Origin of the sequence: Chitinophaga sp. 30R24 (assembly GCF_049056765.1) — a bacterium.
Lineage (GTDB): Bacteria > Bacteroidota > Bacteroidia > Chitinophagales > Chitinophagaceae > Chitinophaga.
Genome location: NZ_JBJGXX010000017.1, coordinates 30,514 through 45,878, shown reverse-complemented (window position 1 = coordinate 45,878; position 15,365 = coordinate 30,514). Strand labels below are relative to the sequence as shown.

The window sequence follows — 15,365 nt, the reverse complement described above, 5'->3', positions numbered from 1 at the left end:
GTAAAGATAAGGAAAAGCAAGCGGGCATCACGTACCTGTGTAAGCGATCAATTGGTAAAAGCTTTTACGGTACGTATCAGAAACAGGTATCAATGTCTGCTGTATCTGGATGCCTTCCCTTCCAACGGTATCAATCTTATCTATAGCTACCATAAAGGATTTATGTACCCGGCAGATTACGGCAGCCGGTATTTCGGCTTCAAATTCCCGGAATGTTTTAAGCGTCATAATTTGTTTGCGAAACGTATATATTTTCCGGTAATCGCGCATGCCTTCAATATATAATATTTCGCTCAACAATAGCTTTTCCAGCCGGTAGGCTGTTTTTACGAAGATAAAGGTACGGGTAGGCGCTTGCTTGTCAAAGCAACGCTTCACTTTATCCACCGCCTGTAGAAAACGGTCGAAGGTAAATGGCTTCAACAAGTAATCAGTTACATTCAGCTCATATCCTTTGAGGGCATATTCGTGGTAGGCGGTGATCACAATTACCTCACAGTCGGGATGAGCTGCTTCCAAAAGCTGTATACCCGATACTTCGCCAATATTGATATCTAAAAATATCAGGTCTGTTTGGTTAGACTGCAGGAACAACAAAGCATCTATCCCATTATCGAAGCAAGCCTGCAAATGCAGGAAAGGTAATTTTTGTAAGTATCCCCTGATACGTTCCTGGGCCAGCGGTTCATCTTCTATGATGATGCAGTTAATTTTCATATGCATACAAGATTAAACTTACCTGGTAAATGCCATCCTTATCTGCTATATCGAGTGTATGTTGCGCCGGGTATAATAATGCCAGGCGGCGTTGCAGCAGTTCATTGCCCAATCCTTTACAGGTATCGTCTATAACAGATAGTCGCTGGTATTTATTTTCACAATAAAACCGGATACAATCGTTTTCAATAAATAACCGGATGTCTACCACTGAGCCATCCTTTTTATGGGCGGCATGTTTAAAAGCGTTTTCAATGTAGGAGATAAAAAGCATAGGGGCAATCATCCGGTTACCTGGCTCTCCCTGTACCGTATACTGCACATAATCACGGTTGGCAGTCCTGATCCGCTGCAGGGCAATATATTCTTCAATATAAACCATCTCTTTAGCCAACGGTATCCTGTCTGGTTTAGCTTCATACAACATAAACCGCATAATACCAGATAATTTATTGAGATATAAAGACGCCTTTTTCGCATCTTTTTCTATCAGCACATCAATGTTATTGATGGTGTTAAACAGGAAGTGCGGGTTAATCTGCGATTTCACCAGAGCCAGTTCCGTTTCGTAGTTCCGTTTGTTTAGGTCTTCCTTCAACCGGATATCTCCATACCAACTGATAAATCCCTTTAGCACCAGGCCAATAACGCCATGTATAGCTGCCAGCGCAACCAGGAAAAAGCACATTCCCCATTTTTGTATATTAGTAGCATGCTCCATCCCAGCAAGCAAGAATAGCAACAGGAAAGTAATGAGCCCAACCCCACCTGCCAACGATACGGCCAGGCCCAGGAAACCAGGCAAACGTTTTTTCTTCAACCAGTTATCAAACAAAAAAGTATAAAAAGTGTAAAAGCCCAACAACCCTGGTAAAAAACAAGTTAGCAATACCGGTGGAAATAAAAGAACCTGCAGCACTTTATACGTTTTTAATGCAACGCCAAACAATACTATTATCAGGCACAGGTACAGCCCCCAATAGCCAATATGCAACAACCATACAACCGATCTCTTCATATGCAACGGCTAACTGTTAGCCTCTTGTTTTTTTAGTGATGAACAGTATATAACCCAAGATACTGAATAACAGGAAATAAGCGCAGGAGTAGATATAAATGCGTGGTCCATATTGTGTCTCCATCAGGCAATAAGCGCTGTAAACATAAGGAATAAAAATAGCATATTTCCAATGGATCGCTATCATGCCTGCAATATACATTCCCAAACCAGCTCCTATTGGCAGCAGGAAATTCCGGAACTGTAAACTTAACAAATATTGCAATGCCACCACCGGCAGGCAAGCCAGAAAAAATTTAGCATTACCATACAAGAAAGGAACCAACGGGAACGGCTCCTGCGGAAAAGGCACACCTTTCACTAACAATGCCGGTATAATCCCGGTAAGGTATATGCCAACATTGAATAATAGAAAGAACTGCGAGAGCATCACCAGGATCACCCCTAATTTGGCCAGGAAGATAGTCGGGAGAGGCTGAGGCGTAGTATGCAGCTGCTTCCAGGTATTATTCCGGTATTCTAATTGGGCAACAAGGCTGGTAGCCAATATCACACCCATTGGCAGCAAGAAAAAAGCCATATGCTGCCAGCAGCTGTGGTACAGGGTTTCCCAGATATTTCCGCTGGCATTATCGCTATGCAGGGTATTCATACTGTAAAAACGTTGGCCTAAGATGATTACCGGAATAAAACCGCCGCCAATAAGGGTAAGCCATAAAGCTGCTGTACGCCGGCGTTTCAGCCATTCACTACGGAAACTATGCAAAAAGGTGGGTATCATAAGAGAAGTTATTTGTAAGGTGGATAAAAATGTCTTCCAGGTCGTTGCCGGTAGTATGTATTCCATATACGTTGATACCGGCGAGGATCAATTGCCGGTTCGCTGCGGCTACCTGGCCTTTAGACACGGCCTCCAGCTTTATTTTTCCGTTATATGGACTGGCTGTTAAACCGTAATTGGCGAGCAGGGTTAATGCAGCAGACGCCTGGTCGCAATCAATCAACACCTGGCTATAACTGCCGCGATCCTGCGTAAGAGCCGACAAAGCGCCCTGGTAAAGGAGCTCACCTTTGTCGATGATGCCTATATGGGAAACGAGCTTCTCCATTTCAGGCAGCAGATGGCTAGAAACCAGTATGGTGGTATTGTTTTCCTCGTTCAACATACGCAATAATGCTCTCATTTCGAGGATACCGGCGGGGTCGAGGCCATTGGTAGGCTCATCGAGTATCAATAAGGAGGGTTGATGCAACAGGGCCATAGCAATTCCCAGGCGTTGCTTCATGCCTAGTGAAAACTTGCCGGCCATTTTCCGGCCAGCTTGTGATAGCCCTACCTGGTCGAGTACTTCCTCTACCCGCTTCCTTGGGCACTGGTATAACTGCTGCAATAAAAGCAGGTTTTCCGTTGCAGTAAGATGGCTATACATGGCAGGCATTTCTATCAAGGAACCCACCCGTTTTAAAATTTCCAGGCGATGTTGGCGGAAGTCTAGTCCTTCTACCAGGATAGTACCTTGTTGCAGGCGAAGCAGCCCCAAAATCAGTTTCAAAGTGGTGGTTTTACCCGCTCCATTAGGTCCGAGGAAACCATAAATAGCCCCCTTAGGCACCTGTAAATGGATGTTATCCAGCACGTTATCTCTACCTGAAAAATGATAGGTAAGCTGTTGTGTTTCCAGCGCGAATGTAGACATGTATATCAATTGGATTTACACCAAAAATATACTGCCGGGACGCTGTATGAAATTATATTTGGTGAAGCAAGCAGACTTTTCTGTCATCTCCCCTTTTTATCCTGCAAGTTGGCAATAGCTAGCAGACCTGGTAACCGCCAGGTACTCCGTTCTTAGAAAGTACGATCTGCCATAATTGGCTTTTGCGGGCACGGAAAGAGGCTGCGCAAGACAACAGGTAATATTTCCACATCCTGAAAAAAGTCTGGTCGTAGCTATCCTTCAGCTTATGCCAGCTATTGTGCACGTTATCATACCAGGCCAGCAGGGTTTTATCGTAGTGCACACTGAAATTTTGCCAGTGTTCCATTACAAAAAGGCCTTCAATAGCTTCTCCTATCAGCCGTACCGTGGGTATCATGGCATTGGGGAAAATGTATTTGTTCAGCCACTGGTCTGTAAACATCATTGCATTGTTGCCACCAATAGTGTGCAATAAAAATAATCCATCATCTTTCAGGCAATGATGCACCACCTTCATATAAGTACGGTAGTTCTTGTACCCTACATGCTCAAACATACCGAGGGAAACGATAGCATCATATTGTTCATGAAGCATCCGGTAGTCGACCAACCGGATCTCCACCGGGAGCCCTTTACAACGCTCTTGCGCCAGGTCGGCCTGCTCTTTGGAGATAGTAATACCAGTTACTTTCACATCATATTTTTCTGCCGCATATTTAGCGAAGCTTCCCCAGCCGCAGCCAATATCCAGTACATGCATACCGGGCCGCAGCTTTAATTTCCTGCAAGAAAGGTCCAGTTTATATTCCTGTGCTTCATCGAGGGTCCCTGCATTTTCCCAGAAGCCACAGGTATAGGTCATCCGTTTATCAAGCATTTCTTCAAAAAGATCATTACCGGTATCATAATGTGCACTGCCATTTATATAGGCTTTGGCAGGCGCCTGCAGATTTAGGATCTTAGCCATTAAGATTTCTGCTTTGAACCGGAAATTACGTTTCACATTATCATCGAGATTGGCTACCAATACTTTCGTAAAAAAATCATCCAGCTTTTCGCAGTCCCAGTATTGCTTCATATAGGTTTCCCCCAAACCAAGAGAGCCACTGCCTAATGTTTCCGGGTAAAAAGCTTCCTTATGCACCTGAATATCCCAGGGATTATTGCCATTTATGGTAATGCCGGCAGATGATAACAAACGGGTAACAATGCTTTTGGGTTGCAACATACGCATCACTTCTACTATTTCAAATAGGAACAATAAACGGGCAGCCTTTGTTCATATGGCTGCCCGCTTACGTATACGACTATATCAGGTGTTTTCTTTTTTATCGTTTATGATAACCTCTATACAGTGGTTACACATGGCTTCTCGGCCCTATAGCCAAAACTGGACTTTCCATGGCGGCCGGGAGCGCTAGTGGAGGTTATATATTGATCGCGCCGCGACCGGAAGTGATCAGGTAAGCGTCTTTCAATACTTCAGAGAAAGTAGGATGCGCATAAGATATTTTACCCAGCTCACTGTCTGTAATTTCACACTCCATGGCTATTACTCCTTGGGCAATGAGATCAGCTGCCCGGGCGCCAATAATATGCACGCCTAACACTTCACCATATTTAGGGTCAGTAAGCACTTTTACAAATCCGTCCATATCGTCGGAGGCGCGCGCCCTTCCGCTGGCTAAGAACGGGAATTTACCTTTATTATAGACGATGCCGGCTTCTTTCAATTGTTCTTCTGTATATCCAGACCCCGCCACTTCCGGCCAGGTATACACTACGCTGGGAATACGGAGATAGTTAATCGTATGAGGATGACCGTTAATAGTTTCTGCGATAGCCACTCCTTCATCTTCTGCTTTATGCGCCAGCATAGGGCCACGTATCACATCTCCCAGGGCGTAGATGTTAGGTTCTTCTGTTCTTAACTGGTCGTTCACCACCACACGTCCCTTATCGTCCAGTTTCACTTTTGTATTTTCCAGCCCCAGGCCGGTAGTATAAGGCTTTCTGCCAACAGCTACCAGGCAGTAATCGGCGGTAACCTGCTGTTCTTTACCAGCAGTATCCAGGTAGGTAACAAGTGCGCTATTACCTTGATTCTTCGCTGATTGTACTTTGCTGCTGAGTAAAATTTCGATGCCTTGTTTTGAGAGCACTTTCAGTAACTCTTTACCTAGTTCCCGGTCCATGGTCGGTATCAGGCTATCAGTATATTCGATAATGGTAACTTTGGTACCGGTACGGCTGTATACAGAAGCCATTTCCACCCCTATTACGCCACCACCGATAATCACCATGGTAGCAGGCTGCGTTTTCAGGGAAAGGGCTTCTGTTGAAGTAATGATCCTGTCTTTATCAATGTCTACCCCCGGGATGGAAGCTGGTTTGGAGCCAGTGGCAATAATAAAGTATTTAGCACTGATCGTTTTATCTTCTTCCTGATCTTTACGGATCACTATTTTGCTATTATCTATAAAGCTACCGGCGCCAGTAAACACCTGTATCTTATTTTTTTTCATCAGGAAGTTGAGTCCTTCGTTATTTTGTTTCACCACGTCTTTGCTGCGGGCGATAAATTTTTCAAAGTCGATACGCACGTTGTCGGCCAGTATCCCTTGTTTGGGGCCTTTGTGCAGGATAGCATAGTAGTTCTCGCTGCTATCCAGCAGTGCTTTGGAAGGAATACAGCCTACATTGGTACAGGTACCTCCCAATACATTGTATTTTTCAACGATAGCTGTTTTATAACCGAGTTGCGAAGCCCTGATGGCAGCCACATACCCTCCGGGGCCAGATCCTATTACTACGAGGTCGAAATCTTTTTCCATAATAAAATATGCAGTTAATGAATGTTGAATGAATACATCCAAGCTAAGTTAACAATCTTTCTTCTGATGTTGTTCTCAAAAGCCAGAAGGGCTACTCAGCACTCTTTACTAGATATTGCAAGGCTTATCTGAGCTTATATAGCCGGTAGCCATACAGGAACACCACCAGATAGCAAACAATAGGCAGGTAATAGGCAGTGGCCACACTAGTATCTGCCAAACGACCCATAATGAAAGGGAAAACAGCGCCCCCGAACATTCCCATCACAATAAAAGAAGACCCCTGTTGCGTATGTGGTCCCAGGTCTTTCAGCCCAAGACTGAAAATAGTAGGGTACATGATACTAAAGAAGAAGTTGATCATGAGCAGGGCAGCGTAGGAAGTCCAACCCCATCCCTGTGCCACGAGGAGGCACATCAGCACATTACCTATAGCAAAAGCTGCCAGTAGCTTATTTGGCGCTACAAAACGCATTAAAGCGGTACCCACAAAACGGCCTGCCAGCATCATCACCATAAATAACGCCATCATATTACCGGCTTTAACATCTGTATAGTGCATTACTTCATGACCATAATTGATAAAAAAAGCCCAGGTACCTGCCTGTGCAGCCACATTGAAGAACTGGGCCACTACAGCCCAAACAAAGTTTTTATGCCGGAACAATTTTTTAGACGTACCAGCCGCAGGCGCTACTCCCACCGGACCATTATGCGGATCTGCCAGGGCAGGCACCTTCACGAAAGCAAAAGCAGCCGCAATACCGGCGATAATGATACCGATCCAGATATACAATTGTTTTACAGAAAATAACTCATTGCTTGCCTGCTGATCAACACTAAACAGGAAGTGGGTCCCGATAAGTGGTCCTACAATGGTGCCCACCGCATTAAATGACTGTGCAAAATTAATACGCTGATCACTGGTTTGCTGGTCGCCCAAAGCCGCGGCAAAAGGATGTGCCACCGTTTCCAGAGTAGCCATACCACAAGCCAATACAAAAAGTGCCATCCGGAAGTAAGTAAAAGAAGCCAGGTTGGCTGCCGGTATAAACAGGAACGCCCCTAGTGCATATAAGGTAAGTCCGAGCAACACCCCATTCTTATACCCCATCTTCTTGATAAACAGCCCAGCAGGAATGCCCATAATGGCATAGGCGCCGAAAATAGAAAACTGCACCAGTCCCGATTGGGATTTGGTTAAACCCAATACATTCTGGAAATGCTTATTTAACACATCGCCCATAGAAAGCGCAATTCCCCAGCATAAAAACAATGAGGTAACAAATATAAATGTGACAATGTATTTCTTCTCTGTAAATTTAACCGGCAAGGCAATTGTTTTCGCGGAATTTTTAGCCGCCTCCTTTTCAAGAGATTCGGATGATATCATGATATTGGTTTTATGAGTAAAGGCACAACGTGGATAAAGGACATTTGACAATATGGTCAACATCCAGCTACTAATATACAACTCCCTTTTAAAATTACCCTCCTCCTGCTACCCTGCACTTTTCTACTGGGTTAGCGTCGATAAATTTAATTACAATAAATACCATTTAACCTCAGGCATTCCCGAACTTTGCGCTATAAACCACTGTTGAGCATGGTATCAATACCATCAACCATCAGTGACACATCTCTAGAAACGAATAAAAAATCAACACACTATGGAATACAGACAATTAGGCGGCTCTGGCTTACAGGTGCCGGTACTTAGTTTAGGCACTGGTACCTTTGGCGGTGGCAATGATTTCTTTAAAGCCTGGGGGAGTACCCTGGCCGACGAGGCAACCCGCCTTGTAAATTTATGCATGGATGCAGGCGTTAATTTATTTGACACAGCAGATATCTATTCCGATGGCCTGGCGGAAGAGATCCTGGGCAAAGCCATTGCCGGCAAAAGAAACCAATTGCTGATTTCCACTAAGTCTACCTTTCCATTTGGACAAAGCCCCAATAACCAGGGCTCTTCCCGTTTTCACATACTGCGCCAGATTGAAGGCAGTTTGAAACGGCTGAATACCGACTATATTGATATTTACCACATGCATGGTTTTGATGGCAACACACCGGTAGAAGAAACCATGCGGGTACTGGATGACCTGGTACAAAGTGGAAAAGTGCGATATATTGCCTGTTCCAACTTCTCCGGCTGGCACCTGATGAAGTCGCAGGCCATTGCCGACAGGTATGGATGGAACCGGTACGTAGCGCACCAGGTATATTACTCCCTGGCTAACCGTGAATATGAATGGGAATTGATGCCACTGGGCATCGATCAACATGTAGGCGCTATTGTGTGGTCGCCACTGGCAGCCGGCCGCCTGGGCGGTAAATACCGCCGCAATACGCCTATACCGCAAAATAGCCGTATAGCCCAGGGTGGTAGCCCCATACCAGATGCAGTAGTACAGGAAGAGGTGTTTTACAATACCATGGATGCCTTGGAAGAAATTGCTGCCGAAACCGGTAAAACTATTGCCCAGGTTGCGTTGAACTGGCTACTGCAACGTCCTACTGTTTCCAGTATCCTTTTCGGCGCCCGCAATGAGGAACAACTCATCCAGAACCTGGGAGCAGTAGGTTGGCACTTAACCACCGAACAGGTAAAAAAGCTGGATGCTGCCAGTGAAGTACCTACCATCTATCCGTATTGGCACCAAAGGCAGAACCTTACCTTAAACCCTCTGCCAAAATTCTATTAATAAACAGTTTCCCGGAGGGTGTATCCCAAAGTCTGGTACACCCTCTTTTTCAGACGCTCTTCACCCTTGACGATTACCGGACGCTGCTCACCAATAGCTGGTAGGTACCTGGCGTAATGCCTTCGGAACTTTTGAATAACCGCACAAAGTAGTTGGTATCATTAAAACCGCACTGCAGGCTTACCTGGCTTACCGTATTATTGCGGTCTGCCAACAGTTGCCTTGCCAGCTTTAATCTTTCCCGGTTGATGTACTGCAACGGAGTGATCCCAAATTGTTCCTTAAACCATTTAAAGAACACATTCCTGCTCAGGTAAGCCTTCTTACAAAGGATATCTATAGGGATATTTTCTGTAAGATGCTCATGGATGTAATGCAACACAAAATGCAACCGTGTGGTATTACTGTTTGCATTCCGCTCATCTGTTACCAATTGCAATTGCTGTTGCTGCATGATACGGATCAGCAGCTCCTTCATATTCAGGTCGGCGTAAATATCTCGTGATGGATCGGGGCTTTGACAAATGCGGGTGAGCTTATTGATCAATGCACTTACATCGGCGTCGTTACTGAAATGATACCGGTTCAACTGCAGGTGCCAGTTACCCAATTCCCTTTCTGCACCATTATAATGCTCGTTGAGGTATTGCAAGGTACCGCGTATATAGGTTTCATTTACCGACAATGCGATGCACTGCGTAGGATCTTCCAGGGTAGCTTCAGGGAAATCGATGATCATGGCTTCATTGGCTGGCAATATCACTGTTTCTCCAGGCAGATAATCAAACGCCGGCTGATCGAACAGGTGCATCACTTTTTTGCCACGTACCATACTGGTGATACTAAAATCTCCAAAGCTCAACGGCACCCGCCAGGCCTGCTGATAGCTCTCAAAGACATTCAGCTCACAGTTATTTAAATTAAAAACCTGCCGGTTCTCTACCAATTTTTGCAGGTGTTGCTGAGGCGTAAGCGCAATTTTCTGCAGATAATTTTTTACCGGCATAACAAATATTTTACCTCTAACAATTTAATAAAAAATCAGTTAACACAGAAAAACAGGTACAAATGTGCTAAAAATAAATACAATATTTAGCAGGCAAAAGGAGAATCTTTGGCAATTTGGGACATAAGAGAAACGGAAACCATACTTATCTTATCTTAACCATCCACCTGGTTAGTTTCATTTACACTGAGTGCTACATAAAAAGTCATCTTACCGAAGATGACTTTTTATTCATCATATCATATATATCCTTTTAGGCCCTTGCCTGCTTCATCCCTTTAAGCATATCCCCTAACTTATCTTGTAATAAAAAATCCGGAAAATGGCCAGTTGGCGTCTCCAACTACCTTAAATTAGTGATTTACAGTTACAGCCTGATTACTTGTTGTTGACCATTAACTATCACCTAATAAACCCAACATTATGAAAAAAATCCTCTTGATGGCCCTTTTGTTACCTATGCTGGCAATGGCCCAGGACAAAGGCATCCACTTCGAACATGGCCTCAGCTGGGCGGCAGTGCAAGCTAAAGCCAAAGCAGAAAATAAGTACATCTTCATGGATTGCTTTACCACCTGGTGCGGCCCTTGCAAGTTCATGTCTGCTAATATTTTCCCTCAGGAAAAAGTAGGCAACTTCATGAACGACAAATTCATCAGCATAAAAGTACAGATGGACCAAACCCCCAAAGACAACGAAGACGTACGTAGCTGGTACGCTGATGCCAAACAAATTGAACACAACTATATCGTATACGCCTATCCTACTTTCTTAGTTTTTGCACCAGACGGCCAGATAGTAGACCGCCAGATAGGAAGCACCGAAGCGGAAGAATTTATTGCCAGGTGCCAAAGTTCCCTGGATCCGGACCAACAATACTACACACTGCTGGACCAATTCAAAAAAGGCAAGAAAGATACTGCTTTCCTGCACAAATTATCACTCCTCGCCCTGCACGGCAACGACCCAGAAAATGCTGCAGCAATCTCCAAATCATACATTGACCAACAAAAAGACCTATTTACGCCTGGTAACCTGAACTATCTTGTAGCATTCACCCAAAGCAGCAAAGACAAAGGCTTCGACCTGTTCCTGCATAACACCACTAAAGTAGATAAGGTGCTTGGAGCTGGAAAAGCAGAAAATATTATCATGGGCATCGTAGCCAATGAAGAAACATTTTCTCAACTGACGAAAAATGGCCATGCAGCGCCCGACTGGACTGCTATAAAAAAGAACATCACTACCAAATATCCTTCTTTTGCAGATGAACTGATCCTAAAGTGTAAGGTGCAATACTACAGCTACATTAAAGACGCAGATAGTGCAGTAGCCAGCATTGTTGCTTACATGAAAAAATATGGCCAGAAAGCCGACCCTCAGTCGCTGAACGCATATGCATGGACTATCTTCGAAAAATGCGATGACATGCAGTGTATTGAACAAGCCCTGGAATGGAGCAAACGTTCCTTCAAAGACCAGGAAATACCTTCCTATATGGACACTTACGCTAACCTGCTGTATAAAGCCGGTAAAAAAACGGATGCAGTGGCCTGGGAAGAGAAAGCCATGAACAAAGCCAGTGCAGAAGAAAGGAAGAGTTATGAAACCACACTGGACAAAATGAAGAGGGGGGAAACACTATAAGCTATCAGCCACCAACTCACTACAAAACAATTAACCGCCAGGAGTTAACTATTAGCCCCTGGCGGTTTTTTTCGTGAGAAAACAATGTATGATCATTCAGGTATTATTGATTCATTTTCCTGATAAATACAATTTCCTCCGGACTGAAAGGGGTTCCGTCATTACGGAAAATATCGTGGTACCATAAAACAGGTTCCGGCTCCCCTCCTTTGTTACCCTGCGGATAGTTAGTTTGTGTTTTACCGGCCACCAGACCCCAATTAATGGCGCCCACCCGGTTTCGTTTAAAGATAGGCAAATGCGTAACAAAGGTGCTGTTATTAGGACGTTTCATGTACTCTGTACAGATCACCGGTTTACCATAGTGTGTCAGTGTATCGATGGCTGTTATCAGAGAAGTGGTATCACGGTAGTTATGGAAGGTGATCACATCTGAATTTTCCAGCTGATACTGATTAAAAGCGGTGAACCCGTCGTTCCAGATACCGATGGTAATAGGCTGGCTTGGGCGTATCTCCCTTGCCCAGGCAACTACATTTTTCAAGAGTGGCCAGCTTTTATCGCCATGGCCAAAATGTCCGGGTTCATTGTACAGATCCCACATAGACACATATATGTTGTCTTTAAAAGTGGTAAGTATATCTTTCACATACCACTGCAGCGTATCCATTAACGCCGGATTATCATCAATAGCGCTGCCCGGATCTTTTAACCAACGGCTGTTATGTACACTGGGAATAGGCGCTGGCTGAGGCCCGGGGCGATAATGATCACTCCAGCAATCGTCAAAAAAAACGAAAATGGTTTTAATACCGTTTTCTCCGGCGATAGATAAGTATGTTTTGATACGCTCTTTAAAACCTATAGCATCTTCTTGCCAGGCAACATGATGAAGGTATACACGCATTGTATTAAAGCCAATAGCAGCGGCATATCCCAACTCGCGCCGGATGGTAGCGGTATCGAAAGTGGCAGCCTGCCACATCTCCAATTGGTTAACAGCAGTGGAAGGCGAAAAATTGGCCCCTGTCATCCATGGCTGTTGCCGGTACCAATCGTTGGCTTTATCTACCGGCCAGGTTTCCTGCGCCGCCGCTGCAGTACTAAGCAATAATGAAACAAAAAAAAGAAGGATTTTGGGTGTTTTCATGCGTCTTATTATTAAAATAATACTATCATTTGTGCAATTGCTAAAATGGACAAATTTTCTTGTAAAAGGAGTAGTAAATTCCTCTATAACCCTGTATAATATGCCAGCTACTTTTCCCTCTTTTGGGTCCTTTATTTTTAAGGATAACCTCCATCGCAAATATGTATATATTGCTGCTATTGCAGCAATAATACAGTTAATTATTTTTAAATTATGTTATCCTTTTGCGGATTTCTTTTCAGACTCATACAGCTATATTTTTGCAGCGGCTAATCACCTGGATGTAAATATCTGGCCTATTGGCTATTCAAAATTCCTGTGGCTGTTTCACCAAGTCACTACTTCAGATACAGCCGTGGTAGCCTTTCAATACCTTTTCGTACAGGGTATTACTTTATACTTCTTTTTTACGTTGCTATATTTTTACGCTCCTAAAAGCGAGTCTACCAATATTATTTTTTTCTGCTTATTTTTTAATCCCCTGATATTATACCTCAGCAATTATATTTCCAGCGACGCCTTGTTCCTTGGTCTGAGCTTATGGTGGGCTACACAGCTACTGTGGATCATTCATCGCCCACGCCCCTACCAGGTGATACTGCATGGCCTGTTAATAGCAATAACGTTCACACTACGGTACAACGCTATGTACTATCCGTTAGTCAGCGCTATTGTATTACTCTTTTCCCAACACAAGCTAGCCTGGAAAGTTACCGGGATTGCCTTGCCTTTGTTGCTGATAACACTATTTGTAAACCATACCCAAAATTCCGCCTATAAAATAACCGGCGCCAAACAGTTTTCTATTTTCGGCGGTTGGCAGTTGGCCAACAATGCATTATACATGTATCCATACATCAATACCGCTGGTGACCAGGCTCCTGCAACATGCAGGGAATTTGATCAGGAGGTGAAGCGTTTCTTCGAAAAGTATGGTCAGCAAGCCAAATCAATTTCTCCCAGGCAGGGAGCTGTTTATATAAAGCTACCTGAAGCTCCTCTAAAAAAATTTTTAACTGATAGAGTAAATACAGACAACGATAGCTCCGGAGGTGTACAATCATGGGGCACGGTAGCGCCCATTTATGGCAGCTATGGCAAAGCACTGATATTACAGCATCCCATTGCTTTTGCAAGGTACTTCCTGTTACCCAATACCTTAAACTACGCCTTACCGCCACTGGAAAAACTAGAAATATATAACCTCGGACAGGATAAAGTTGCTCCTATAGCCGCACAATGGTTTCACTATCCAGACACACAGGTTAGCGCTGTCTCTATTAAAATCCAGGGAGTTATTCTCTTGATTTTTCCATCTTTATTCTTAATTATTAACCTGTTCTTTATCTGGACCCTTTTACGATGGATACAGTTCAAACGCATAAGGCCACAAGAAATTCCATTTAAGCAGGCATTACTTATATTAATCCTCTTATTAACGGTTAATGCCGGCTTTAGTATACTGGCATCACCCATTGTATTTCGGTACCAGATTTTCCCTATGCTATTGTGTTTTTCCTTTACGATAACTATGATAGGAAAACTGGAAGCATTAATGCCCAGCACAGCCCCGGCATCTTAAACACTTACAGCTCACTCCAACCGTAAATACTGCCATGAAAGTTATAGCGGTTGATACGGATCAATAGCTCACATTTATTTATCTCCTTTAAAGGCTATTACCTTCCATTAGCAAATGGAAGGTAATATGCCCTTTATAAACGGGTGAGACAGGCAATCAATCAACTAAATAGGGCTCTTTCATCTTTCTGGAGTTTACCTGAAATCTAAAAGGCCCACCCTGATAAAGTATGCTTTATCTGTTTTCATAGCCAGATGTAACTATAAGGAACAGTAAATAGCTATAGGTACTATAAATGATTAAGCCTCTTTCAAGCATTGCCGAAGCTCCTTAAGCGCAGAAGACACCTGGTTTTTTACAGTTTGAAGTCCAATCCCTCTCCTGGCCGCAATCTCCTTCTGACTCAACCCTCCCAAATATTGCATCTTGAACACTTCACGGCGAGCAGACGGCATGTTATTAATGGCCCGCCGCAATCCTATGCCCAACTCTTCGTTTTCCAGTTCTTTAGGTATGATCACCTCTTCCCGTAGGCCGGCATATTGCCGCTTACGTACCTTGCTTCTTTCCTGATACCTGAAACTGTTGAAGCAATAGTTCTTTATAGCCCCTAGCAAATAATTATACAGTGAAGATTGCAGCTTTACATTGGCTTTATTCTTCCATAACCAGAAAAATACTTCCTGTACCGCATCTCTAGCTTCTTCTTTACAGTGTAACCGCCGGTAAGCGGCCTCATAAAGACGGGACCAATAATTTTTTACCAAATCAGAAAATACTTCAACATCGCCGGCTTTTATCTTTTCCAATATTACTTCATCACTAAATTCACACATCTGAATGCTGTTTAAATTCTCCTGCAAGCAAATAAATATTTTTAACGAAACTGTAAATCCAATGTTAATGGCAAAAAATTTCCGGCTTGTGCATATTGTATTTAACACAGATCAGGTTGGCAATAGTATGTGTAAGATGAGATATTAGTGGAGATGGTATCTGCAAT

At 43.7% G+C, this 15,365-nt stretch carries 13 protein-coding genes; 3 read left to right on the top strand and 10 right to left on the bottom strand.

Translation table 11 applies throughout. From position 1 onward, the window contains the following. Positions 1 to 27: 27 nt before the first annotated feature. The 7 genes from ACDQ55_RS20670 to fucP all read right to left on the bottom strand — a co-directional run bounded on the left by ACDQ55_RS20670 (position 28) and on the right by fucP (position 7,662). A complete protein-coding gene (locus tag ACDQ55_RS20670) occupies positions 28 to 717 on the bottom strand; it encodes a LytR/AlgR family response regulator transcription factor (RefSeq protein ID WP_420983546.1) in 690 nt (229 codons plus the stop codon). Next, positions 707 to 1,735, bottom strand: a complete 1,029-nt coding sequence (locus tag ACDQ55_RS20665; protein ID WP_420983545.1) for a sensor histidine kinase — start codon at positions 1,733 to 1,735, stop codon at positions 707 to 709. Before ACDQ55_RS20665 ends, ACDQ55_RS20670 begins: the two co-directional genes overlap by 11 nt. 16 nt (positions 1,736 to 1,751) lie before the next feature. Beyond that, on the bottom strand, positions 1,752 to 2,516 hold the full coding sequence (locus tag ACDQ55_RS20660; protein WP_420983544.1) for an ABC transporter permease: 765 nt from the start codon (positions 2,514 to 2,516) through the stop codon (positions 1,752 to 1,754). After that, positions 2,494 to 3,432, bottom strand: coding sequence for an ATP-binding cassette domain-containing protein (locus ACDQ55_RS20655; RefSeq protein ID WP_420983543.1), 939 nt, complete (start codon positions 3,430 to 3,432; stop codon positions 2,494 to 2,496). Before ACDQ55_RS20655 ends, ACDQ55_RS20660 begins: the two co-directional genes overlap by 23 nt. Positions 3,433 to 3,550: 118 nt before the next feature. Then, on the bottom strand, positions 3,551 to 4,669 hold the full coding sequence (gene cfa / locus ACDQ55_RS20650) for a cyclopropane fatty acyl phospholipid synthase (protein ID WP_420983542.1): 1,119 nt from the start codon (positions 4,667 to 4,669) through the stop codon (positions 3,551 to 3,553). Positions 4,670 to 4,862: 193 nt separating this feature from the next. Next, entirely contained in the window at positions 4,863 to 6,269 is a 1,407-nt protein-coding gene (lpdA, locus tag ACDQ55_RS20645) for a dihydrolipoyl dehydrogenase (RefSeq protein WP_420983541.1), read from the bottom strand. 124 nt (positions 6,270 to 6,393) lie between these two features. Further along, positions 6,394 to 7,662, bottom strand: coding sequence for an L-fucose:H+ symporter permease (fucP, locus tag ACDQ55_RS20640; RefSeq protein ID WP_420983540.1), 1,269 nt, complete (start codon positions 7,660 to 7,662; stop codon positions 6,394 to 6,396). Between the two features lie 277 nt (positions 7,663 to 7,939). Between fucP and ACDQ55_RS20635 the strand changes: the two genes are divergently transcribed. Further along, on the top strand, positions 7,940 to 8,977 hold the full coding sequence (locus tag ACDQ55_RS20635; protein ID WP_420983539.1) for an aldo/keto reductase: 1,038 nt from the start codon (positions 7,940 to 7,942) through the stop codon (positions 8,975 to 8,977). Between the two features lie 73 nt (positions 8,978 to 9,050). On the opposite strand, the gene ACDQ55_RS20630 is transcribed toward ACDQ55_RS20635, so the two are convergent. Next, positions 9,051 to 9,983, bottom strand: a complete 933-nt coding sequence (locus ACDQ55_RS20630; protein WP_420983538.1) for an AraC family transcriptional regulator — start codon at positions 9,981 to 9,983, stop codon at positions 9,051 to 9,053. Between the two features lie 423 nt (positions 9,984 to 10,406). On the opposite strand from ACDQ55_RS20630, the gene ACDQ55_RS20625 reads away from it, so the two are divergent. Continuing rightward, positions 10,407 to 11,630, top strand: a complete 1,224-nt coding sequence (locus tag ACDQ55_RS20625; protein WP_420983537.1) for a DUF255 domain-containing protein — start codon at positions 10,407 to 10,409, stop codon at positions 11,628 to 11,630. A gap of 103 nt (positions 11,631 to 11,733) precedes the next feature. On the opposite strand, the gene ACDQ55_RS20620 is transcribed toward ACDQ55_RS20625, so the two are convergent. Then, on the bottom strand, positions 11,734 to 12,780 hold the full coding sequence (locus tag ACDQ55_RS20620; RefSeq protein ID WP_420983536.1) for a 1,4-beta-xylanase: 1,047 nt from the start codon (positions 12,778 to 12,780) through the stop codon (positions 11,734 to 11,736). A 100-nt stretch (positions 12,781 to 12,880) separates the two neighbouring features. On the opposite strand from ACDQ55_RS20620, the gene ACDQ55_RS20615 reads away from it, so the two are divergent. Further along, the gene (locus ACDQ55_RS20615) at positions 12,881 to 14,362 is read left to right on the top strand and encodes a hypothetical protein (RefSeq protein WP_420983535.1); all 1,482 of its coding nucleotides are present in this window, start codon (positions 12,881 to 12,883) and stop codon (positions 14,360 to 14,362) included. 299 nt (positions 14,363 to 14,661) lie between these two features. Here ACDQ55_RS20615 and ACDQ55_RS20610 read toward each other — a convergent pair whose 3' ends face one another. Continuing rightward, the gene (locus ACDQ55_RS20610) at positions 14,662 to 15,198 is read right to left on the bottom strand and encodes an RNA polymerase sigma factor (RefSeq protein ID WP_420983534.1); all 537 of its coding nucleotides are present in this window, start codon (positions 15,196 to 15,198) and stop codon (positions 14,662 to 14,664) included. Positions 15,199 to 15,365: the final 167 nt, after the last annotated feature.